The following is a 21199-nucleotide window of genomic DNA, read 5'->3' as shown; positions in this document are numbered from 1 at the left end:
ACGCGCCATGAAAAAAGCCGCGGGCCCGAAGGCACGCGGCTTTTTTTGCTTTCAGGCGAAGCGCAGGTTCAGCGCGCCGCGATCGACGACACCGACGAGTTGCCCGTGGCCGACGCCGTGATCTGGTTGCCCGTCGCGCGCAACGCGCTGTTGGGTGCCGAGCCCGTCACGCCGACGCCGAAGTTCACGCTCGTCACCGTGGCCGTCACCGCGCCGGTGTTGACCTGGTAGCTGCCGATGGCCGCGCTCGGCGGCGCGCCGTTCAGCGCGGTCTGCGTGATGCGGTTGGTCGCGCTGTTGCCGACGGCCTGCGCCGCCAGCGTGTTGCCGGTCACGCCGACCGAGCCGCCCGAGACGCCCACCGCCGTCGTCGAGTTGAGCGCGACCTGGTAGCTGGTGCCCACGCTCGATGCCGTCACGGCGCCCGTATTGGTCTGGCTGTTCAGGATGGCCGCGCTCGCGCCCACGTTGAGCGCGAACGGCGTCGCCACCTGGCTCACGGCGCCCGCCGCCGCGGCCGGTCCGTAGCCGCTGCCCGCGGCGGAGTCCAGCGTATTGGTCGCCGCATTGCCGCGCGCCAGCGCAGCGGTGGTGTTGCCGTCCAGCGAGATGCTGCCGGCGTTCAGCGGCGTCGCGGTGCCGCCCAGCGTCACGGTCGCCAGCGTGCTGGCCGTCGCCGTCGCGGCGGCGCTGCTGCTCTGCGAATTGAGGATGCCGGTGCTGGCCCCCTGCACCGCATTGCCCGCCACCGATGCGGTGTTGACCGCGCGGTTGGCCGACGCCTCGGCGATGGTCGTGTTGCCGGCGATGCCGAGCGAGCCGTTCAGCAGCGCCCGGGCGCCGGGCGTGTTGTCATCGTTGCGCAGCGTCGTGGTCGCCGTGCCGCTCACCGACGTCGAGGCGTCCTGGCGGCTCGAGAGCACGTAGTCGCCCAGCGCCGCCGTGTTGCCCGGCGCGCCGGTCTCGGCCAGCGTCGCGCTGCCGCTCGCGCCCGCGGCGCCGGTGTTGGTCGCGGTCACGCCCAGCGTGTTGGTCACGTCGTTGATCACGCCCAGCGCCGTGTTGCTGTTGCGGGAGAGTTCCACCGACGAACCGGTCGAGCCGGCGGGCGCGAACAGCGTCGAGGTCGACGATGCCGTCACCGCCGCGCCGCCGGTCTGCACCGACTGCAGCGCCCCGCGCGCCGCCACGTTGGTGCCCGCCAGGCTCACGCTGTTGAGCGCGGTGTTGACCACGGCTCTGGCGCTTTGCTGGTTGCCGGACACGCTCAGCGTCGCCGCGCCGATGACCGCGTTCGGCGTGGTGTCGATGCCGACGGTGCCGTTGACGGTCGAGGACACCGCGCCGGTGCCCACCTGCACGTTCAGCAGCGCGTGATCGGCCGACACGGCCGCGGACGCGGGCAGCGCCGCTCCGGCCGCCGCGAGGGGAACAGCCGTGTTCGCGCTGACCGTGTTGCCCTTCACGTCGAGGCTGTTGACCGCGGAGTTGCCGGTGGCCGCGCCGCTCGTGACGTTGCCCTCGAGCGTGGCCTGGCTGGCGGTGAACGCGAGCGGGCCGCTCAGCGCCAGGATGGCCGTACTGGTGGCCGTGGCCGTCACCGCGGCGCTGCTGTCCTGCGTGTTCAGCACGCCGGTGCGGCTCGCCTGCTGCGCGCCGCTCGCGAGCGTGCTGGCGTTCGATGCGCGGTTCGCGGTCGCTTCCGATGAAGTCGTGTTGCCCGACGCATCGAAGCTGCTGCCGATCAACCCAAGGGTGGGCAGCGTGCGGTCGTCGTTCAGGATCGTCGTGGTGGCGCTGCTGGAGACCAGGTTCGCCGCCGTCTGGCGGTTCACCAGCAGCTGGTCGCCCAGTGCCGCCGTGTTGCCGGGCAATGCGCCCTGCACCAGCACCGCCGGTCCGGCGAAGCCTGCGGCGTTGTCGCCCGCGACGCTCACCGTGTTCGACACGTCGTTGATCCGTGCCTGCGCGGTGTTGCTGTTGCCGGAGATGGCGGTCGATCCGCCGGTGACGGCGGCCGGCGCGAACGCCTGCATGTTCGATTGCGCACGCACCTGCGCGAAGCTCGCTTGCGTGGACTGCAGCGCCGCGCGGGCCGTCGTGCTGGTGCCGGCCAGCGCCAGGCTGTTGGCGGCCGTGTTGCCGGCGGCCGTCGCGGCCTGCTTGTTGTCCGACACGCTCATCTGCGAGTTGGCAATGAGCGCGATCGGCTGCGTGTCGATGCCGAAGCTGCTTTCCGCGCGCGCCGAAATGACGTTCGGGCCGGCCACCAGTTGGGCGCTCGACAGCGCATGGTCCGCCGTCACGTTGGCCGCCGTGGGGCCCGTGGTCGCGAGCGCGAACGGCAGGTTGCTGCCCGAGGCGATGCCCGTGCCCTTCACGGCGATGCTGCTGGCGGCTTCGTTGCCGGTCGCGGTGCTCTGGATCGCGTTGCCGTCGACCGAGATCTTCGAGCCCGCGACGATCAATGCGCCCACGGCCACCTGCGCGCCGCCGAGGCCGCCCACGCCGACGCGCGAGGTCACGTCGGCGCTGGTGATCTGTGCGTTCTGCACCGCGCTCGTGGTCGCGACGTTCACCCCGTCGATGGCCACGCCGTTGACCGCGCTGTTGCTCGTGGCCGCGGCGCTGCCTGTGTTGCCGTTGGCTTGCACCGAGGAGTTCAGCAGCGTGAGGCCGCCGATCTGCGTGCGCACTTCAGGCCCGCCGCGTTCGGCCAGCACGGTGCCCTGGCCGCTCTGCGCGTTCTGCACGCTGAACGAGGCATTGGTGCTCAGCACGCCCGCTGCCGACAGATCGGCGCCGGCCACGGTGGCGCCGGCCGTGTTGATGTTGGTGCCCTTGACGCTCAAGGTGTTGCCCGTCGCGCGGCTGCCGTAGGCCAGGGTTTCGGCCGAGTTGTCGTTGGACGTGACGGCCGCGTTGTTCAGCGTGCCGCCGACGATGGTGCGCACCGCCGTGCCGCCGGCCGCGATGGCCTCGACGCGCGTGTTCGTGCCGCCCACGGCCTGCGTGTTGGTCACGTTGGCCACCGAGGCGAAGCCGCCGCTGTTCAGGTTGTTCACATCCAGCTTCACGCTGTTGGCGGCGTCGTTGCCGTAGGCCGCGCCCACGTAGGCGTTGCGGTCGTTGCCGACGGTGCCGGCCGAGACGTTGCCGCTCACGGCCACGCCGAAGCTGTCGGCGCCCGTGGTGGTGGCGCTCACGTTGGCCAGCAGCGACTGGTCGTTGAGCACGCCGTAGGCGGCCGTGACGACCGGCTGCGTCGCCAGCGCGTTGTTGAAAGGCCGCGGGTTGGCCAGGTCGATCGTCACCTTGGAGGCGACGGCCGCGCCGGGCGTGGCGGTCACCTCGTTGGCCTTCACGTTCACCGCGTTGGACACCGCGTTGCCGTAGGCGACCGAGCGCTGGATGTTGTCGGCGATCGCCACGGTGCTGTCGGTGACGACATTGCCGTTCACCAGGATCTGCGCCTGCGCGTTCGACAGGGCCGCGCTCACGAAGGAGTTGGCGTCGCCCATCTGCACGCTCGCGATGCCCGCGCCGGTGCCCACCGAGTTGCCGGTGAGGGACAGCGAGTTGCCCGCGCTGCTGCCCACCGCCACCGACTCCTGCCGGTTCTCGGTGAGCGCGAGCGCGCTCTTGGCGACCGGCACCGCGCCGGTGTTGGCGATGAGCAGGATCTGCGAGCCGGGCGCCAGCAGCGGCGCGCCGTTGTAGGCCGCCACGGTGCTGTCGTAGTTGCCCTGCAGGTTGGTGATCGTGACGGCGCCGGCGGCCGACACGCGGCCGTCGGCGCTCGCGCCGCCGGTCAGCACGACGGGCGCGCTGCCAGTGGTCACCGCGCCCGCCTGGATCGCCAGGGTCTGGGTGATCTGGTTGCCCTGCGCGGTCGCGGCGCTCAGGTTGCCCGACACGGTGACGACACCGGCGGCCCCGCCGCCCGCGCCGTCGCCGGCCAGCACGCCGATCACCGAGGGGTTCACCTTCGACTGCAGCAGGATCTGGTTGTTGGCCTGCTGGTTCGATTCGGCGGCGGTGCCGGCGAACGATGCGGCCGTGGTGCCGGTGGCGATGCCGCTGGAGGCGGTGTTGCCGGTCACCGCGGCGGTGACGCTGTTGTCCTGCAGGTCGACGGTGCCGCCCGCGAGCGACTGCACGACCGCGGTCACCTGCGCGCCCGTGGTCAGCGCGCTCACCGCGCTGGCGCCGCCGGCGCCCAGGTTGCCCTGGCTGTTGACGATGGCCAGGTCGCTGCGCACGTTGGTGACCACCCCCGCGCCTGCGTGCGTGCTGTTGTTGGCCGGCACCGCGCCGGTGCCGGCGACCGACACATCGCCCACGAGGATGCGGTTGCCCGCCGTGCCGGCCGCGGCGCCGGTCGCTTCATTGCCCGTGGCCGCGCTGGAGATGCTGTTGTCCTTGACGGTCAGCGTGCCTTGCAGCGCGTTGGTCACGCCCACGCCGACGCCCTGGACGGCGGCCGCGACGACCGAGTTCTGGTTGAGCGCCGTGTGCGCGGCCTGGAGGATGCCGTTGCCGTTCGCCTGCAGGTTCGACACCACCGCGGAGCCCGCGAAGCTGGGCGCGCCACCCGACTGGAACTCGGCCGTGTTGTTGGCGGTGTTGGCCTTGAACGTGGCCGAGACGTCGTTGCGCTCGAGCGAGGCCGACGCGGCCTTGGTGACCGCGCTGTTGCTGTTCGAAGTCAGCTGCAGCGCGAAGGTGTTGTCCTGCACGGTCGCCGAGGAGCTCGCGCCCGCGGCCACCTGCATGGAGGTCACGACCACGTTGCCCGTGGCATCGAAGACCGGTCCGCCGACCGGGAAGATCAGCGCGGCGGTGCCCGAGAACACGGGGCCCGGCGCGGCCTTGCCCGTGACCAGCGTGGTGCCGCTGTTGACGGTGGTGTCCGCCGAGATGGTGTTGTCCGCGTTCATCACGCTGCCGGTCTGGAAGGTGTTCGACTGCACCCGCGTCGCGCTGTTCTGGACCTTGCTGGTGATGGTGCCCGTGTTGACCGAGACGCCGAGCGCCGCATCGTTGTTCAGCGGGATCACCGGACCGGTCGCGCCGAGCTTGTTCGAGGCGATATTGCCGGTCGCGCTCGCGCCGATCAGGTTGCCGTTGGTGACCTGGGTCACCGGCGCGGGGTTGCCGGAAGAGCCGGTGGAGGTCGTGCCCACCGTGGCATTCGTCACCTGCGCATTCACCGCACCCGAATTGTTCTGCGGCACCGCGGCGGTCAGGCCCCCGGTGGCCGAGCCGCCGAAGGCCGGCGCCGGACCGACGACGGTCTCGGCGGCGTGCGCCGCGCTGCTGGCGATCAGCGCCATCGCAACGGCCGAGCCGATGCTGCTGCGGCTGAACATGGGCGCGCGCGCGGCGCGGCTCTGGGTCTTGGTTGTTTTCATGACGTGATTCCTCAAAGGATGGAGAACGCTCGGGAACGGAAAGGTGTGACGGGAAAAGCGGCGGTGGTGTGCAGGGCTCAGTCGCCCTTGACGGCGCCTTCGGTGGGCGCATCGACCGCGCCGCTCACCACGGGGCTGCCCACGCGCAGCTTCGCGATCTCCTGCAGGCCGGGGCCGTCGCGGTGGATCGAGGTGTCGGCCGCGTCGGGGCGCCATGTGACGGTGATCGCGCCCGGCGCGACGCCGCGGTTGGCCAGCGCCGAGGTGACCTCGGCAATGCGCCGATCGGTGAGCTCGTCGCGCTTGCGGGCGTCCCAGTTCTCGGTGTCGCGCGCGACAAGCACGATGTCGGCGGCGCCCTTCTTCGCGGCGCCGGCGATCTGGTCGATGAGTGCGAGCGAGCTGCCGCCGAGCGTCGTGGCGCCGAAGTCGAACGGCACCTGCGTCGCCGTGCCGGTGAGGCGCGAGCCGCCCTGGCCCACGGCGTTGACGGCCACGCCGCCCTGCGCCACGGGCGAGGCGATCGCCGCGCCGCCCGTGGCGGCATCGACGGGGTTCTGGACCTTGCGCAGTTCGGCGGCGGGCACCAGCGGAATCTGCTCGCCGCCGCCCGGGCGCAGCGTCATGCAGGGCCGGTGGTCGACCTGCGTGACGGCCGCCATGAGCCGCACCACGCCCTCTTCGAGCGCGGCGCGCACGCCCATCTGCACCGGCTCCTGGCCCTTGGCGCCGATGTCCACGTCGTACAGCTTGCTGCCGAAGAAGCGGAACACGTTCAGGCCCACTTCGTAGCCGTTGAACTGCTTGGTCAGGCTCACCGTGCGCACCACCATCAGCGTCTTGGTGTCCACGATGCGCAGGTCCACGCCCACCGACTGGCTGAAGGTGCGCGCCTTCACGCCCACCTGGTTCACGCCGAACTCCACGCCGCCCGAGTTGATGTTGTAGTTCAGCTCGGTGATGCCGCCCACGATGAAGTAGTCGGACTTGTTGATCGTGCCGCCGAAGTACGGCAGCCACGGCACGGCCTGTCCGCCGTTGGGGCCCGCGAGCTGGTGCGTGCGGCCGTCGCCCAGCTGGCGGCGGTCGGCATACGCGAGCTCGCGCTCGGCGATCACCGGGTCGAAGCGCTCGGCGATGCTCACCGCGCCTCCGAGCTTGCCGAGCGCCGAATAGACCATCAGCGCGCCGCCCTGCGTGATCGCATTGCCTTCGTTGATGCTGTACTTGCCCGTGTAGTCCTTGACGTCGCCCACGCCGATGACCACCGGCGGGCGGCGCGTGGAGGCGATGTGGTCGGCAAAGCAGGCGAGCACCGGCTCCATCGGGGTCACGTTGTCGCGCACGGCCGGGCCGAGCACCACGGGGGCCTCCTGCGGTGCAAAGCGCTGCTGCGGCGCGGAGACGCAGCCGGCCAGCGCCAAAGCGGCGGCCACGAGCGCAAGCCTGTGCGTCAGGGTGGATGTGATGTGCATGTCGCGCGCCCCGTTCAATTGAGCACGCCGAACGCGCACGCCGAGCTGCCGGCGACGCTCGCGGTCTGCGCGCCGGTGTTGCCCTGGTTCGAGTTGAGCGCCTGGTTGGCCGCGCCCTGCACTTGCGCGCTGGTGCCGCCCACGATGCCAGAAGCGACCGGGCCGCTGTTCGCCTGCGAGGTGCCCACCGTCGCGCCGCCGGTCGTGCCGACGGCCGTGCGGCTGTCGTTGCCCGAAGCGCCCGAGGTGGCGCCCGCGGTGCTCGGCGAATTGGCGACCGTGCTGTTGTTGCCGTCGTTGCCGGTCGAGTTGGCCGCAACGTTGCAGTTGTACTGGCGCCCGACGTTGTTTGTCGTGTTGTAGACCGGTGCTGCGTAGTAGCCGCTCTTCTGCTTGCGGATCATGTCCTGGATGGCGGCCTGGTTGACCTTGTCGGTGCTCGTCTGGAACTGCCACGCGGCGTTCTCGCCGACGTTGTTGGCCAGGGCCGGCAGCCCGATGCAAGCGGCGGCCAGGCACAGCGCGAGCGCAGTCAGGCGCCCGCTTCGGTTGCGGCCGGCACGCACGGTGCCGGCGGGTGGAGATACGCGTCGCATGGCTCTTGTTCCCTTCTCGGAATGCGCACTTCTGAATTCGAAAGTGCTATGTTTTCCGGAGGGGATGCTAGGGACGGGAAGCCGCGGGCGGTATACCGGATACCGGTAGAAATGAACGGTGAGAACCAGAGTGCCGGCAGGCGATGTGCGCTTTCCTATGTAACGCACGCGCGGGCGCACCGCAGAGGCGCGACCGCGCCGCCGCCTCGTTCGTCAGGCAGCTCGAGCGGCGGGTCGGTGAGCTTTCGCTTCAGGGCAATGACATGCCCGATGGCGATTCCGAATCGATGCGCGGCCGCGGCCGAAGCGCGCGCCGGTTCGTTCTACGCGTGCTTCTTGATCGAATCGGCCAGCGTGTTGACCAGCGTGTCGATGTGCGACTTCTCCACGATGTACGGCGGTGCCATCACCAGCACGTCGCCCGCGGGCCGCACCAGCGCGCCCTTGTGGAAGCAGTCCAGGAAGATGTCGAACGCGCGCTTGCCCGGCGAGCCCGCGATGGGGGCGAGTTCCACCGCGGCGGCCAGGCCCAGGCTGCGGATGCTGATCACGTTGGGCAGGCCTTTGAACGCGCTGTGGAACGCATCGCCCAGCACCTTGCCCATCTCGCCGGCGCGGGCGAAGAGGTTTTCTTCCTTGAAGAGATCGAGCGTCGCGATGGCCGCGGCGCAGGCCACCGGATGGCCCGAGTAGGTGTAGCCGTGGAAGAACTCGACCACGTGCTCGGGCGCGTCGGTCTTCATCATCGCGTCGTAGAGCTTGTCGCGGCAGATCACGCCGCCCAGCGGAATCACGCCGTTGGTCACGCACTTGGCGAAGTTCAGCATGTCGGGCACCACGCCGAAATAGTCCGACGCGAAGTTGGTGCCCATGCGCCCGAACCCGGTGATGACCTCGTCGAAGATGAGCAGGATGCCGTGCTTGTCGCAGATCTCGCGCAGGCGCTTCAGGTACCCCTTGGGCGGCAGGTACCAGCCGGCCGACCCCGCCACCGGCTCCACGATGATCGCGGCCACGTTGCTCGGATCGTGCAGCGGCAGGATGCGGGTTTCGAGCTCGACCAGCGGGTCTTCGGCCCACACCGGCTCCTCGTTGTGGATGTAGGCGTGGTTCACCGGATCGTGGATGAAGCGCATGTGATCCACGCGCGGCAGGAACGCCGAGCCGAACACCTTGCGGTTGCCCGGGATGCCGCCCACCGACATGCCGCCGAAGCCCACGCCGTGGTAACCCTTCTCGCGGCCGATGAACACGTTGCGGTGGCCCTCGCCGCGCGCGCGGTGGTAGGCCAGCGCCACCTTCATCGAGGTGTCGGCGGCCTCGCTGCCCGAGTTGCAGAACAGCACCTTGTTGAGATCGCCCGGGGCGAGCGCGGCGATCATCTCGGCCGCGCGGAAGGCCTTGTCGTTGCTCACCTGGAAGGCGGTCGCGTAGTCGAGCGTATCGAGCTGCGTCTTGATGGCCTCGTTGATGGGCTTTCGGTTGTGGCCCGCGCCCACGCACCAGAGCGAGGAGACGCCGTCGATCACCTTCTTGCCGTCGTGCGTGGTGAATTCCATGCCGTCGGCCGCCACGAAGACGCGCGGGTCTTTCTGGAAATGGCGGTTGGGTGTGAAGGGCAGCCACTGGTTGCCCATGTTGAAGTCCTGGTAGGCCATGTCTCGCTCCTGCGGTTATCTGTCGAGGGAAAATCGCGATTCTGGCACCCCTGCGACAATCATGCCCCCGGACATGGATCGCCCCCAGGCTTGCCCACTGCGTGTGGCCGCCACCCCCCTCGCCGGGGGCGATACCAGCGGCCCGGCAAAGCCGGTTCCGCGGTATCCCTGGAAAAAGGCATGCGGCAACACCGCCTGCCAAGCGATCGAGCAACTGAACTGATATGACGACTAACACGCCGGCCTACATCCTCAACCTCTCGTGCCCCGACCGCACGGGCATCGTGCATGCCGTCTCGGGCTTCCTGCTCGAGCGGGGTGCCAACATCGAAGAGGCGGCCCAGTACAACGACCACGGCACGGGCCTGTTCTTCATGCGCGTGCGCTTCGCCTGCGGCGACCACGGTGAAGCCGCGCTGCGCGATGCGCTCAAGACCTTCGCGGCCGGCTTCGGCATGAACCTGCAGCTGCACGCCGCGGCCGAGCCGATGAAGACGGTGATCCTGGTGAGCAAGGAAGGCCATTGCCTCAATGACCTCCTGTTCCGCTGGAAGAGCGGCCTCTTGTCCATCGACGTGCGCGCGATCATCTCGAACCATCGCGACTTCTACCAGTTGGCCGCCAGTTACAACGTGCCGTTCCACCACATCCCGGTGACCGGTGCGACCAAGGCGCAGGCCGAGGCGAAGCAGCTGGAAATCATCGAGGCCGAAGGCGCCGAACTCGTGGTGCTCGCGCGCTACATGCAGATCCTGAGCAACGACCTGTGCCGCAACCTCGCGGGCCGCGCGATCAACATTCACCACTCGTTCCTGCCCAGCTTCAAGGGCGCCAAGCCCTACTACCAGGCGCACGACCGCGGCGTGAAGCTGATCGGCGCGACCGCCCACTACGTGACGGCCGACCTGGACGAAGGCCCGATCATCGAGCAGGACGTGGCCCGCGCCGACCACACCGACACCGTCGAAGACCTCACGGCCCGCGGCCGCGACACCGAGAGCCAGGTGCTGGCCCGCGCGGTGAAGTGGCACAGCGAGCACCGCGTGCTGCTGAACGGGCACCGGACGGTCGTGTTCCGCTGACCCCCCGGGGCATCCGCTGCAGGCGGGTGTAGCATCCGGCGCCAAAAGAGGAGAAGGCGCAATGCGACGTTGGCTTGGTGGGTGCGTACTGGCTGTTCTTGCAGCCTGCCTGTTCGGATGTTCGGCCACCGGGCCGCGTTTCTCGGAGGTTTCGCAAAACCTCCCCTCGCTTGGCGAGAACGAGGGGCGCATCTACTTCTACCGGAACTCGATCCTGGGTGCGGCGGTACAGCCGGAGGTCTCGGTCAACGGCCAGGTCGTGGGCAAGTCGCAACCCAACAGCTTCTTCTTCATCGACAGGCCGGCCGGCACCTACCGCGCCACCGCCCGCACCGAAGCCGAAGGCAGCATCAACATCGTGCTGCGGCCCAGGCAGACCGCGTATGTGCAGATGAGCATCAGCATGGGCTTCCTCGTCGGCCAGCCGGCGTTCGAGCGCGTCGGCGAAGCGGAAGGCCGCAGCGCCTTGCCGCCGCTGGCCTATGGCGGCACGGTGCCGGTCTCGGCCAAGGCGGCGAGCGCGACGCCGACAGCGCCGCCGCTGCCTGCAGCTCCAGCGGCCGAGACTGCGACTGCGGCGCCCGTTCGGCAGGCTGCGGTCGCGCCGAATGCACCAGCGCCTGCGGCCGTAGCCATTCAGCCGCCGACCGCGCCCACACCGAAACCCGTCCCTGCGGCATCCGAGGTCACGCCTTTCGCCAGGACGCCCGTCAACGATCTCCGACTTCTGCTGCAGCCCACCCGATGAGACACCATCTGCTCGCCTCCTTCGCGCTGACCCTGGCAGTCTCGCTTCCCGCGTCGGCCCAAGCCCCGCTCGCGCCCGATGCGCTCTTCGCACGCGTGTCCCCGGCCGTCTGGGTGGTGCAGGCCAGCGACGCGCAAGGCAAGACCCTCGCCACCGGCAGCGCCGTGGCCACCGGCCCAGGCACCGCCGTCACGAGTTGCCAGCTGCTCGCGAAGGCCAGTTCCGTAGCGCTGAAACGCGACAACGTGAGCTACGGCGCGACGCTGGAATTTCCGGACGTCGAGCGCGACCTGTGCCAGTTGCGGATCGCCAACTTCGCGCCGCCCACCCCGGCCATCGCGCCGGCGGCGGCGTTGCAGGTCGGCATGCCGCTCTACATCGTCGGCGCGCCCAGAGGCAAGGAACTCACGCTCGGCATCGGCATGCTGGCCGGCATGCGGCGCAGCGGTGCGGGCGAACTCGAAGCGCTGCAACTCGCGTCGGCTCCGGAGGCGGGGCTCGGCGGTGCCGGTCTGTTCGACGCCCAGGGACGGCTGGTGGGACTGCTCGGCACGACGCCCGCGGCGAATCTCGCGATGCCCTCGGCGTGGATTGCCGAGCTGTCGGCGCGCGGCCGCGTGGCCATCGAACGCCTGGCCTCGCTGCCTCCTGCAGCGACGGCCGGCGGCACGACCCCGGCGAGCGCGACCATTGCGGCGGGCCGGCCGAGCGTCATCGAGTACCAGTTGCACGACCGGCTGACCAACACCTACCGCAAGGTGTTCTACCGCGCGGACCCGGCGACCGACGATCGCATCAGCTTCAACAACGGCGGCTGGATCGAGAAGCCCGGTGGCGAGGTGGTCAGCGTCACCACGGCCATCGCGGGCGACTTCGACGCGGCCATGCCGCCGGGCGGCTGGGGCAAGCCGAATCTCAAGGAGGAAGCCGCTTGGCGCACGCGCTACAGCACCGTCTTCGGTGGATCGCGCATCAACATGGAGCTCGACGCCACGGTGATGGAAGACACCACCGTGAAGGTCGGCGGCCAGGACATCAAGGCGGTGCGCATCGAGTACCGCGGCTACACGCAGCGCTTCGCGAATGCGGGTGCGGTGGGTGGCAACCAGTACGGCAAGTACTGGGCCGAGGTCTGGTACTCGCCCGAACTCGGACGCGTCGTCCGCTTCGAAGCCCAGACACGGGGGGGAGCCGGCGGCATCGCGTTCCAGGTCCGCGAGACCCTCGAGCTGGCCAGCATCCGCTAGAGAGGTCCCGCGGCCCCGGCGTCACCGCCGGGGCGCCGCATCGTCAGTTGCGGTTGGGGTTGTTCGGACGGCTGTCGCGGCGATCGGGCACGCCGTCGCCGTCACGGTCCCAGCGGCCGCGGTTGTATTCCCAACGGCCATTGTTCTCGCGCCATTCCGGCGCGCGGTACGCGTAGCCCGGGCGGGCCCGCACATAGACGCCGCGCACCCACACGTGGCGACCGCCACGCCACTCGTAGTGACCCGGTGCCCACACATAACCGCGGCGCGGCGGCGGCACGCGTTCGGCGCGCGGCGGCGGGGGTGCGACCTGGATGACCACGGGCTGCGCTTGCGCGGTCGTGGGGATGGTCATTGCAGCGCCCATCGAGAGCAACGAGGCAGCGCCGACAGCGAAGGAGATTGCGAGTTTTTTCATGGGGAACCCCTCATGAGTTGTTGGTGAGCCTTCATGCTGCCGGGGTCTTGTGAACCGCCTGTAAGCGGCACGCGAAATCTTGTGTAGACCTGTTTCCCCTTCTCCGGCCCCAAGACGTGCCATCAACGGCCGCCAGTCGCGCTCAGGCGCTCTTGCGAGCGCTCACTCCTGCAATTCCTTCAGGTCGATGGCCGCGGCCATTGCGGCGTGGCCGGCCTTGTTGGGGTGCAGGTGATCGCCGTTGTCGAACTGCGGATTCAAGGTCTGCGGGTCCGCGGGGTTGCGCAGGGCCGCGTCGAAATCGATCACGCCATCGACATCCTGGCGGCTGCGTATCCAGCGGTTGACCGCGTTGCGCATGGCCTCGTTGGCCTCCGTCCAATAGGGCGTGTTCCTGAACGGCGGCACTGTGCCGATCAGCACCTTGATGCCCTTGGCGCGCGCCTGTTTCACCAACTGCTGCAGCCCCTCGGTGATGCGCTCGGCGGTCGGAAGATCGCGCACGGTGTCGGGATTGCCGGGCGCCCCGAGGAACACGCTGCGGCCGATGTCGTTGGTGCCCAGCAGCACGATCGTGTGCGTCACGCCGCTCTGCCCCAGCGCATCGCGCGCGAAGCGCGAGAGCCCGTGCGGGCCGATGCCATCGACCAGCAGGCGGTTGCCGCCGATGCCGGCATTGAGCACCGACACCTCGTGCGCCGGCTGCGGGCTGTCGCGCAGCCGCGTGGCCAGCATGTCGGGGTACGCGCCGTCGCCGCCTTCGCCGCCGCCCGCGGTGATCGAGTCCCCGAACGCGACCACGGTGCGCACCGACTTCGTGGTCAGCACGTCCAGTCCCGTCACGATGTGGTTCAGCGGCAGCGTCGTCGCGCCCTGCAGTTTCGATGCCGCGACGGCATTGCCCGGTGCGACCCAGCTCGTGTCGACGGAGAGCAGGTGCACCGTGCCGTAGGGCGTCGCGCGGTCGAAGAAAGCGCTGACCGCCACGGTCTGCCCTGCTTCGATCTTGAGATCCACGCCATCGCTCCACGCATCGGCGCCGGGCGCGATGGTGAGGCTCGCGCGGCCGCCGAAACGCAGCACCCGCAGCGTCGCCGGAGAGATCGCATCGCCCCCCGTGCTGCGCGCCACGCTCGCCGCCGCGATGCGCAACGGCGCCTTGCCGAAGCGGTTGGAAAAACGAATGCGGATGCGCTCGCCGCCGAGCGTGGGCGCCAGTTGCTGGCGCAGCGTTTGCCCACGGAATTGATCGCCGCCGGGTGCCGGCTTGTGCACCACGTTCGGGTTCGCGGCGAGTTCGCGAAAGTCCAGCGGCGCCACGGCCCAGCTGCCGACCCAATGCGCTTCGACGGGTTGCCGCGGCTTGTGATCGGGCTGCACGGCCTGCACGCCGACGGCCAGCACGGCGAGGCAGAAGGCCGCGACCCAGTGCGCCAGTGCCACTTCGCGAAGGTTGCCGAGCCAGCGGGAGACGAGGTTCATGCGTGCAAAGCGGCCCAGTTTACGGAGCCGCCTTGCCCTCTGGCGCGACGGGGTCTAGCGCGTGGTTACCAAGTGTCTACATAGGGAGAAACAGGTGCTGCTGCACGCGTGGCGGAAGCCAATCCGCGCACCAGCCAGGTGCGGGTTTCGGCCGGATCGATGACCGCATCGATCTCCAATGTCTGCGCCATGTGGATCGCTTCGCCGTTCGCGTATTGCTGCGCGACGAGCTTCTTGAAGAGCGCATCGCGCTCGGCGCCTTCGGGCACTGCCGCGAGCTCCTTGCGAAAGCCCAGGCGCACCGCGCCTTCGAGCCCCATCGCGCCGAACTCGCCCGTGGGCCAGGCCACGGTGAACACCGGCGCGTCGAAGCCGCCGGCCGTCATCGCCTGCGCCCCGAGGCCGTAGCCCTTGCGCAGCACGACCGCGAAGAACGGCACGCGCAGGTGCGAGGCCACCATGAACATGCGGCACACGTGGCGCACCTGCGCCTGCGCCTCGATCTCGGGGCCGACCATGAAGCCGGGCGTGTCGCACAGCGAGACGATGGGCAGCCCGTGCGCATTGCACAGCTGCATGAAGCGCGCGGACTTGTCGGCAGCCTCCACGTCGATCGCGCCGCCCAGGTGGTGCGGATTGTTGGCCATGAGGCCGACCGGCTTGCCCTCGATGCGCGCGAGCGCGGTGACGATGCCCGCGCCGAAGCCCGCGCGCAGCTCGAGCAGCGAGCCCGTGTCGGCCACGCCGCGCATCGCCGCGCGCACGTCGTACACGCGCAGGCGGTTCTCGGGCACCACGTGGCGCAGCGTGCGCGGGTCGGCGCATTGCCAGTCGGTGGTCGGGCCCTGGAAGTAAGAGAGGTATTGCTTGGCCGCTGCGACAGCGGCGGCTTCGTCCTCCACGAGGATGTCGATCACGCCGTTGCGCGACTGCACGCTGCTCGGCCCGATCTGCTCGGGCGCGAAGGTGCCCAGGCCGCCGCCTTCGATCATCGCGGGCCCGCTCATGCCGATGTTGCTGCCGCGCGTGGCGATGATCACGTCCGCGCAACCCAGCAGCGCCGCATTGCCCGCGAAGCAGCGGCCATGCACGATGCCGACCACGGGCACCTTGCCCGAGAGCGCGGCGAACTGGCTGAAGGTGTGGTTGTTCAGGCCCGCGACGATCGGCATGTCCGTGTCGCCGGGCCGGCCGCCGCCGCCTTCGGCGAACAGCACCACCGGCAGCTGCAGTTGGTGCGCCACCGAGAGCAGGCGATCGGTCTTGTGGTGGTTGCGCATGCCCTGCGTGCCGGCGAGCACCGTGTAGTCGTAGGCGAGCACGGCGCAGCGCGACTTCTCGGGGCCGAACTGTTTCGCGTTGATGCTGCCCAGGCCCGTCACCATGCCGTCGGCCGGCGTGTTGGCGATCAGGTCTTCGAGCGTGCGGCGGCGCGTCTGCGCGGCGATGGCGAGCGCGCCGTATTCGATGAAGTTGCCGGGGTCCGAGGCGGTGTTGCAGAGGTCGGCGATGTTCTCGCGCGCGGTGCGGCCGCCCTGCGCGTGGCGCTTGTCGACGGCGGGCTTTCGGTTGATGTCGAGCGTCGGCGCATGGCGGTCGATCACCTTCTGCAGATCGGGGCGGATCGCATCGAGGTCGTGCTCGGTGCGCGCCTCGGTTTCGACGGCCTGCGCATCGACGGCTTCCAGGCGCACCAGCGACTGGCCTTCCACGAGATAGTCGCCGGGCTCCGCGAGCAGCGCGACCACGCGGCCCGCGAAGGGCGCGTGCAGCAGGTGCTCCATCTTCATCGCTTCGAGCACGCCGAGCTGCGCGCCGGCGGGGAGCACGTCGCCCACGGCCACTTCGAACTGCACCAGCTTCGCGGGCATCGGCGCCTTGATGGTCAAGCCATCGTCCGACTCATCGACCGCCAACGTTGCCGTCTGTGTAGCAGCGGGCGCGCTGTTCTTCGCATGCTTTTCGAGCGATGCAGCGGTGGCGAGCAAGTCACCAAGATGCGCCTCGACGAAGCGCGTATGCACTGCCTGTGTCGCAAACTCGGGCCGCGCGGCGATGGCGCGCAGCAGCGAAAGATTGGTCGCGATGCCGTCGATGCGGCACTCGTCCAGCGCGCGCAGCGAGCGGCGCAGCGCATCGGCGAATTTCGGCGAAGGCGAATGCACGATCAGCTTGGCGAGCAGCGTGTCGTAGTGCGGCGATGGCGCGAGGCCCGCATAGCCGTGCGTATCGATGCGCACGCCCGGCCCGCTCGGCAGGTCGAAGCGCGCAAGCGTGCCGCCTGACGGCCGCGCGTTGCCTTGCGCATCGAGCGTCTCGGCGTTGATGCGCCACTGCACCGCGAAGCCGCGCTGCGGCGCGGTGCGGTCGGCCGCGATGCCCAGCACGCTCAACGATTCGCCGGCTGCCACCGCAATCTGCAGCTGCACCAGATCCAGCCCGGTGACCGCTTCGGTCACCGTGTGCTCGACCTGCAGGCGCGGATTCGCTTCGATAAAGACGAAGGGCAGCGTCTCCGATGCCGCGTCGACAAGAAACTCGAAAGTACCGAGCCCGCGATAGCCCACCGCCTTCGCCATGCGCAGCGCCGCCTGCGTGACCTGCGCGCGCAGCACCTCCGGCAGCGACGGGCTGGGCGCGATCTCCACCAGTTTCTGGAAGCGCCGCTGCAAGGTGCACTCACGCTCGCCGAGGCTCGCCACGGCCTGCCCGTCGCCGAGCACCTGCACTTCGATGTGCCGTGCATTGCGCATCAGCCGCTCGACGTACACGCCCTCGATGCCGAACGCCGCCTTGGCCTCGGACATGCAGCGCGCATGCGCCTCGGGCAGATCCTCGGCATTCAGTACCGCGCGCATGCCGCGCCCGCCGCCGCCGCCGATGGCCTTGACCATCACGCCCGCGCCCTGCGCATGCTGTTCGGCGAAGAAGGCCTGCGCCTGCGCGAGCGTCACGGCGCCCGCGCTGCCGGGCATCACGGGCACATCGCATTGCGCGGCCAGTTCGCGTGCGCGCGCCTTGTCGCCGAAGAGGCCGAGCTGTTCGGGCGTCGGTCCGATGAAGACCAGCCCCGCATCCGCGCAAGCCTGCGCGAAACCCGCACGCTCGCTCAGGAAGCCATAGCCGGGATGCACCGCATCGCAGCCATGCGCCTTCGCGACCGCGACGAGCGCGGCCACGTCGAGATACGCAGACGGCCCCGTCGCATCGAGCGCCACCGCCGCATCGGCCAGCTGCACATGAAGCGCCGACGCATCGTCGCGCGCATGCACCGCCACGCTGGCGATGCCCAGGTCGCGCAGCGCGCGCGCGAGCCGCACGGCGATCTCGCCGCGGTTGGCAATCAAGACTTTGGAGAACACGCGATGTCTTTCAGTTCTGGTCTTTGAGCAAGCGGCGCAGCACCTTGCCGGCGCCCGTCGTGGGCAAGGCGTCGATGAAGCTCACGGTGCGCGGCGCCTTGTAGCTGGCCATGTTGTCGCGCGACCAGGCGATGAGCGCATCGGCATCCAGCTCGGCATTCGGCTTGCGCACGATGAACGCCTTCACCACCTCGCCCTTCTCGGCATCGGGCTGCGCGATCACCGCGGCCTGCGCCACGGCGGGATGCTTGATGAGGATGGTCTCGACCTCCTCGGGGAACACGCTGTAGCCCGAGACCTTGATCATTTCCTTGAAGCGGCCGATGAAGGTGAGGTAGCCGTCGGCGTCGAGCTTGCCCATGTCGCCGGTGTGCACCCAGCCATTGCGCAACGTCGCCGCGGTGGCCTCGGGCTTGTTCCAGTAGCCCTTGAAGGAGCCGGCGCTGGTGAGCACGATCTCGCCGACCTCGCCGGTGGGCATGTCGGCGCCGGTGTCGGCGTCCACGATGCGGATCGTCACGCCCGGCACCGCGATGCCCTGCGTGCCCCAGCGCGGCGCATGGTGCGGCGTGTAGGTGTCGCAGGTGTGGGTTTCGCTCAGGCCGTAGGCCGCCTCGAACGAGCTGCAGTTCGCCGCATGCGAGCGCCACTGCGCGGCGAGCGGCTCGGTGAAGGTGATGCCGAAGCTGGTCACCGGGTTCATCTTCAGGCTCGACAAATCGAAGCCCGCGATGTCGGGCACCTGCATGCACGCCACGTTCATCGGCGCGATGCTGTACCACCAGCTGACCTTGTAGGTGGCGATGGCCTGCAGCACCGCGCGCGGATCGAAGCGGTGCAGCAGCACCGACGTCGCGCCGCTCAGCACCGGCACGTTCACGCCCATCAGCATGCCGGCGATGTGATACAGCGGCGCGATGGAGAGCAGCACGTCGTCCGGCCGCACGCCGTTGCAGTCGACCACCGCGCGCGTCTTGAAGAGCGCGTTGCCGTAGCTCAGCATCGCGCCCTTGGGCAGGCCCGTGGTGCCCGAGGTGTAGGTCATGAGCGCGACGTCGTCCATGCCGATGGCAACGGGCTCCGGCTTTGTACCGGACTTCATCACCGCAAGGAAGTCTTCGCAATCGGCGGGCACGCTGCGCTGCGTCTTCTTCTCGGCAGCGAGTTCCGCCGGCAGGTCGAGCGCAGACGGCGCGGGCAGCAGGTCGGCGTAGTGCACCACGAACACATGCGCGAGCGCGCTCTCCGGCTGCACCTTGCGCACGACGGGGAGCAGCGGCGCGGCCGCGACGATCACGCGCGCCTTCAGGTCGTTGACCTGGTAGGCAAGCTCGTGCTCCTTGTTGAGCGGGCCGCTCGGGCAGACGATGGCGCCGATCTTCTGGATGCCGAAGTGCGCGACCAGGTACTGCGGGCAGTTGTTGAGAAAGAGCACCACCGGCTCGCCCTTCGCAACGCCCAGGGCCTGCAGGCGCGCGGCGAACGCATCGCTCGCGCGGTCCAGCTCGGCCCAGCTCATCGCATGGCCGTACCAGATGCAGGCGGCGCGCTCGCCGCGTTCGCGTGCGTGGGCGCGGAGGTACTCGTGCAGCGGCTGTTGCGGGCGGTCGGGCAGTGTCTCCATGGCGTCTCTTTCTCAGGGTTATCGATAGCCGCCTGCAGGGGGCAGGCGCTTGCCAATGGGTGCATGGTGCACGAACAATCCTACCCATGGGTATAACTTTCGCGACACGGCACAAACCCTCTGGGGCCAACGAGCAACCGACGGCCACCACGGCACAGCCGCACCTGCCGCAGGGCACCGGCCGCCAGCGCGCCGCGACGCAGGGCACCGACGCGCAGCGCGAGCGCATCCTGCAGGCGGCCGCGCAGCTCTTCGCCGCGCAGGGCTACGCCAACACGACGATGGCGCAGATCGTCCGTGCGCTCGGCGTGACCAAGCCCTTCGTGTACTACTACTTCCGCGACAAGCAGGAGATCTTCGAGACGCTGTCGTGGCGCCCCGCGGTCGACTGCTTCACCGCGCTGGATTTCGCGGCGGGCGACCCGCGCCGCGCGAGCGAGAAGGTGCTCGAAGGCATCGAGCGGCTCATTCGCGCGACCATCGCGCACCACCCGGTTGCGTTCTTCGCGTACCGCGAGCCGCAGGTGTACCGCCCCGAATACATCGCCGCGCAGAAGAAGCTCGCACACCACTTCTACGACCTCCTGTGCCCGCTGCTCGAAGAGGCGCGGCGCGACGGCGACCTCGACTTCGGCGAAACCAAGATCACCGCGCTCGCGGCCTGCAGCCTGCCGGGCTTTTTGTACAGCTGGTACCGCCCCGGCGGCCGCCTCTCGCCCGACGAGGTGGTGGCCGAACTCACGATGCTCGCGAGCCGCGTGATCGGCCTCTGCGCCAAAGACTGATTTCCAAACCTCCGGAGACACACCATGAAGTTCAAGAAGGCGCCCCCGGCGCGGATCGCCCTTGCCTGCCTGCTTTGCATCGCCGGTGCGGCGCACGCGCAGCAGCCCACCTACAAGATCGCCTACATCGACCCGCTCTCGGGCCCCTTCGCCAATGTCGGCGAGCTGATGCTGATGCACACGCAGTACGCCATCGAGGACATCAACGCCAGGGGCGGCGTGCTCGGCGGCACGAAGCTGCAGCTGCTGCAGTTCGACAGCAAGCTCTCGGCGCAGGAGAGCCAGAGCGCGCTGCAGGCGGCCATCGACCAGGGCGCCAAGGCCATCGTCACGGGCGGCTCGGGCTCCTCGGTGGTCACGGCGCTGGTGCAATCGGTGACGCGCTGGAACCAGCGCAACCCGGGCAAGGAGCTCATCGTGCTGAACCACTCCTCCATCGATCCCGAGATGACCGGCAAGGGCTGCAGCTTCTGGCACTTCCAGACCGAGGCCAACACGGCGATGAAGATGAAGGCGCTGGCCAACTACATCAAGAAGACGCCCGATGTGAAGAAGGTCTACCTGCTGAACCAGGACTACGCGCACGGCAAGCAGTGGGCCAGCTACGGCCGGCAGATGGTGGGCCTCGCGCGGCCCGACGTGCAGTTCGTGGGCGAGGCGCTGCACCCCATCGGCCGCGTGAAGGACTTCGCGCCCTACATCGCCAACATCCGCCAGAGCGGCGCCGATTCGGTCATCACCGGCAACTGGGGCCAGGACATGACGCTGCTGCTCAAAGCCGCGGGCGACGCGGGCTACAACCTGCGCTACTTCAACCACAGCGCGGGCTCCGTGCCGGGCACGGTCACCGCGGTGTCGCAGGCCAAGACCGGGCAACTCACCTGGGTGGCCGAATGGCATCCGGGCCAGGCCGATACGCCCAAGGCCGATGCGCTCGCCAAGGCCTACAAGGCCAAGACGGGCAAGGACTTTCTCGCGCCGCGCATCGACATGACGCCGCGCCTGCTGGCCGCCGCCATCAACAAGGCCGGCAGCGCCGACACCGTGAAGGTGGCCCGCGCGCTCGAAGACTTGAGCTTCGATTCGGTGGTCGGCCCGGTGCGCATGCGCGCCGAAGACCACCAGCTGCTGCTGCCGCAGGTGGTCAACACCATCGCGCCGGTGGACGGCAAGGCGGTGAAGACGGGCTGGGAAGGTACGAACTATGGTTTCCGCACCGATGCGGTCTATACGGGCAACGAGCTCGCGCAGGGCACGGAGTGCAAGATGGTGCGGCCCTGAGCAACGCATGACGGGCGCAGACAATTT

Annotated in this window: 13 protein-coding genes; 5 read left to right on the top strand and 8 right to left on the bottom strand. The window is 69.3% G+C overall.

Features of this window, described 5'->3' with window-relative positions; all coding sequences use genetic code 11:
- Positions 1 to 68 precede the first annotated feature (68 nt).
- The 4 genes from ACZYRS_RS04300 to aptA all read right to left on the bottom strand — a co-directional run bounded on the left by ACZYRS_RS04300 (position 69) and on the right by aptA (position 9143).
- Positions 69 to 5414, bottom strand: a complete 5346-nt coding sequence (locus ACZYRS_RS04300; protein WP_463418243.1) for a beta strand repeat-containing protein — start codon at positions 5412 to 5414, stop codon at positions 69 to 71.
- Positions 5415 to 5491: 77 nt separating this feature from the next.
- Entirely contained in the window at positions 5492 to 6889 is a 1398-nt protein-coding gene (locus ACZYRS_RS04295; RefSeq protein ID WP_463418242.1) for a CsgG/HfaB family protein, read from the bottom strand.
- Positions 6890 to 6903: 14 nt separating this feature from the next.
- Positions 6904 to 7485 (bottom strand): hypothetical protein, encoded by a 582-nt coding sequence (locus tag ACZYRS_RS04290; protein ID WP_463418241.1) that lies wholly within the window; start codon positions 7483 to 7485, stop codon positions 6904 to 6906.
- A gap of 323 nt (positions 7486 to 7808) precedes the next feature.
- Complete coding sequence (gene aptA, locus ACZYRS_RS04285) at positions 7809 to 9143, bottom strand: omega-aminotransferase AptA (RefSeq protein WP_463418240.1); 1335 nt, start codon at positions 9141 to 9143, stop codon at positions 7809 to 7811.
- Positions 9144 to 9367: 224 nt separating this feature from the next.
- On the opposite strand from aptA, the gene purU reads away from it, so the two are divergent.
- The 3 genes from purU (at position 9368) to ACZYRS_RS04270 (ending at position 12220) form a co-directional block, all read left to right on the top strand.
- Positions 9368 to 10225 (top strand): formyltetrahydrofolate deformylase, encoded by an 858-nt coding sequence (gene purU / locus ACZYRS_RS04280; protein ID WP_463418239.1) that lies wholly within the window; start codon positions 9368 to 9370, stop codon positions 10223 to 10225.
- 61 nt (positions 10226 to 10286) lie between these two features.
- Positions 10287 to 10973, top strand: coding sequence for a DUF2846 domain-containing protein (locus ACZYRS_RS04275; protein ID WP_198788415.1), 687 nt, complete (start codon positions 10287 to 10289; stop codon positions 10971 to 10973).
- Positions 10970 to 12220: a S1 family peptidase gene (locus ACZYRS_RS04270; protein WP_463418238.1), complete on the top strand. Its 1251-nt coding sequence runs from the start codon at positions 10970 to 10972 to the stop codon at positions 12218 to 12220. The genes ACZYRS_RS04275 and ACZYRS_RS04270 overlap by 4 nt, the downstream gene beginning before the upstream one ends.
- A gap of 43 nt (positions 12221 to 12263) precedes the next feature.
- Here the strand turns inward: ACZYRS_RS04270 and ACZYRS_RS04265 are convergent, their stop codons facing one another.
- The 4 genes from ACZYRS_RS04265 to ACZYRS_RS04250 all read right to left on the bottom strand — a co-directional run bounded on the left by ACZYRS_RS04265 (position 12264) and on the right by ACZYRS_RS04250 (position 19106).
- Complete coding sequence (locus ACZYRS_RS04265) at positions 12264 to 12638, bottom strand: YXWGXW repeat-containing protein (RefSeq protein ID WP_093443582.1); 375 nt, start codon at positions 12636 to 12638, stop codon at positions 12264 to 12266.
- Positions 12639 to 12800: 162 nt separating this feature from the next.
- Entirely contained in the window at positions 12801 to 14120 is a 1320-nt protein-coding gene (locus tag ACZYRS_RS04260; protein WP_463418237.1) for a GDSL-type esterase/lipase family protein, read from the bottom strand.
- Positions 14121 to 14185: 65 nt separating this feature from the next.
- Entirely contained in the window at positions 14186 to 17482 is a 3297-nt protein-coding gene (locus tag ACZYRS_RS04255) for a carboxyl transferase domain-containing protein (RefSeq protein WP_463418236.1), read from the bottom strand.
- A gap of 10 nt (positions 17483 to 17492) precedes the next feature.
- Entirely contained in the window at positions 17493 to 19106 is a 1614-nt protein-coding gene (locus tag ACZYRS_RS04250) for an AMP-binding protein (protein ID WP_463418235.1), read from the bottom strand.
- Between the two features lie 86 nt (positions 19107 to 19192).
- Between ACZYRS_RS04250 and ACZYRS_RS04245 the strand changes: the two genes are divergently transcribed.
- Complete coding sequence (locus ACZYRS_RS04245; RefSeq protein ID WP_463418234.1) at positions 19193 to 19891, top strand: TetR family transcriptional regulator; 699 nt, start codon at positions 19193 to 19195, stop codon at positions 19889 to 19891.
- A 24-nt stretch (positions 19892 to 19915) separates the two neighbouring features.
- The gene (locus ACZYRS_RS04240) at positions 19916 to 21172 is read left to right on the top strand and encodes a branched-chain amino acid ABC transporter substrate-binding protein (RefSeq protein ID WP_463418233.1); all 1257 of its coding nucleotides are present in this window, start codon (positions 19916 to 19918) and stop codon (positions 21170 to 21172) included.
- The last annotated feature ends 27 nt before the right edge of the window (positions 21173 to 21199 follow it).

This window comes from Variovorax sp. AC194, assembly GCF_979257995.1.
The sequence above is the reverse complement of the archived record's forward strand: the minus strand, read 5'-3'. Positions and strand labels throughout refer to the sequence as shown.

Bases quoted from the DNA above. Each gene is read 5' to 3' on its own strand.
- ACZYRS_RS04245 (WP_463418234.1), top strand. From the start codon at position 19,193: ATGGGTATAACTTTCGCGACACGGCACAAACCCTCTGGGGCCAACGAG.
- aptA (WP_463418240.1), bottom strand. From the start codon at position 9,143: ATGGCCTACCAGGACTTCAACATGGGCAACCAGTGGCTGCCCTTCACA.
- ACZYRS_RS04290 (WP_463418241.1), bottom strand. From the start codon at position 7,485: ATGCGACGCGTATCTCCACCCGCCGGCACCGTGCGTGCCGGCCGCAAC.
- ACZYRS_RS04295 (WP_463418242.1), bottom strand. From the start codon at position 6,889: ATGCACATCACATCCACCCTGACGCACAGGCTTGCGCTCGTGGCCGCC.
- ACZYRS_RS04275 (WP_198788415.1), top strand. From the start codon at position 10,287: ATGCGACGTTGGCTTGGTGGGTGCGTACTGGCTGTTCTTGCAGCCTGC.
- ACZYRS_RS04250 (WP_463418235.1), bottom strand. From the start codon at position 19,106: ATGGAGACACTGCCCGACCGCCCGCAACAGCCGCTGCACGAGTACCTC.
- ACZYRS_RS04260 (WP_463418237.1), bottom strand. From the start codon at position 14,120: ATGAACCTCGTCTCCCGCTGGCTCGGCAACCTTCGCGAAGTGGCACTG.
- ACZYRS_RS04300 (WP_463418243.1), bottom strand. From the start codon at position 5,414: ATGAAAACAACCAAGACCCAGAGCCGCGCCGCGCGCGCGCCCATGTTC.
- ACZYRS_RS04270 (WP_463418238.1), top strand. From the start codon at position 10,970: ATGAGACACCATCTGCTCGCCTCCTTCGCGCTGACCCTGGCAGTCTCG.
- ACZYRS_RS04265 (WP_093443582.1), bottom strand. From the start codon at position 12,638: ATGAAAAAACTCGCAATCTCCTTCGCTGTCGGCGCTGCCTCGTTGCTC.
- purU (WP_463418239.1), top strand. From the start codon at position 9,368: ATGACGACTAACACGCCGGCCTACATCCTCAACCTCTCGTGCCCCGAC.
- ACZYRS_RS04240 (WP_463418233.1), top strand. From the start codon at position 19,916: ATGAAGTTCAAGAAGGCGCCCCCGGCGCGGATCGCCCTTGCCTGCCTG.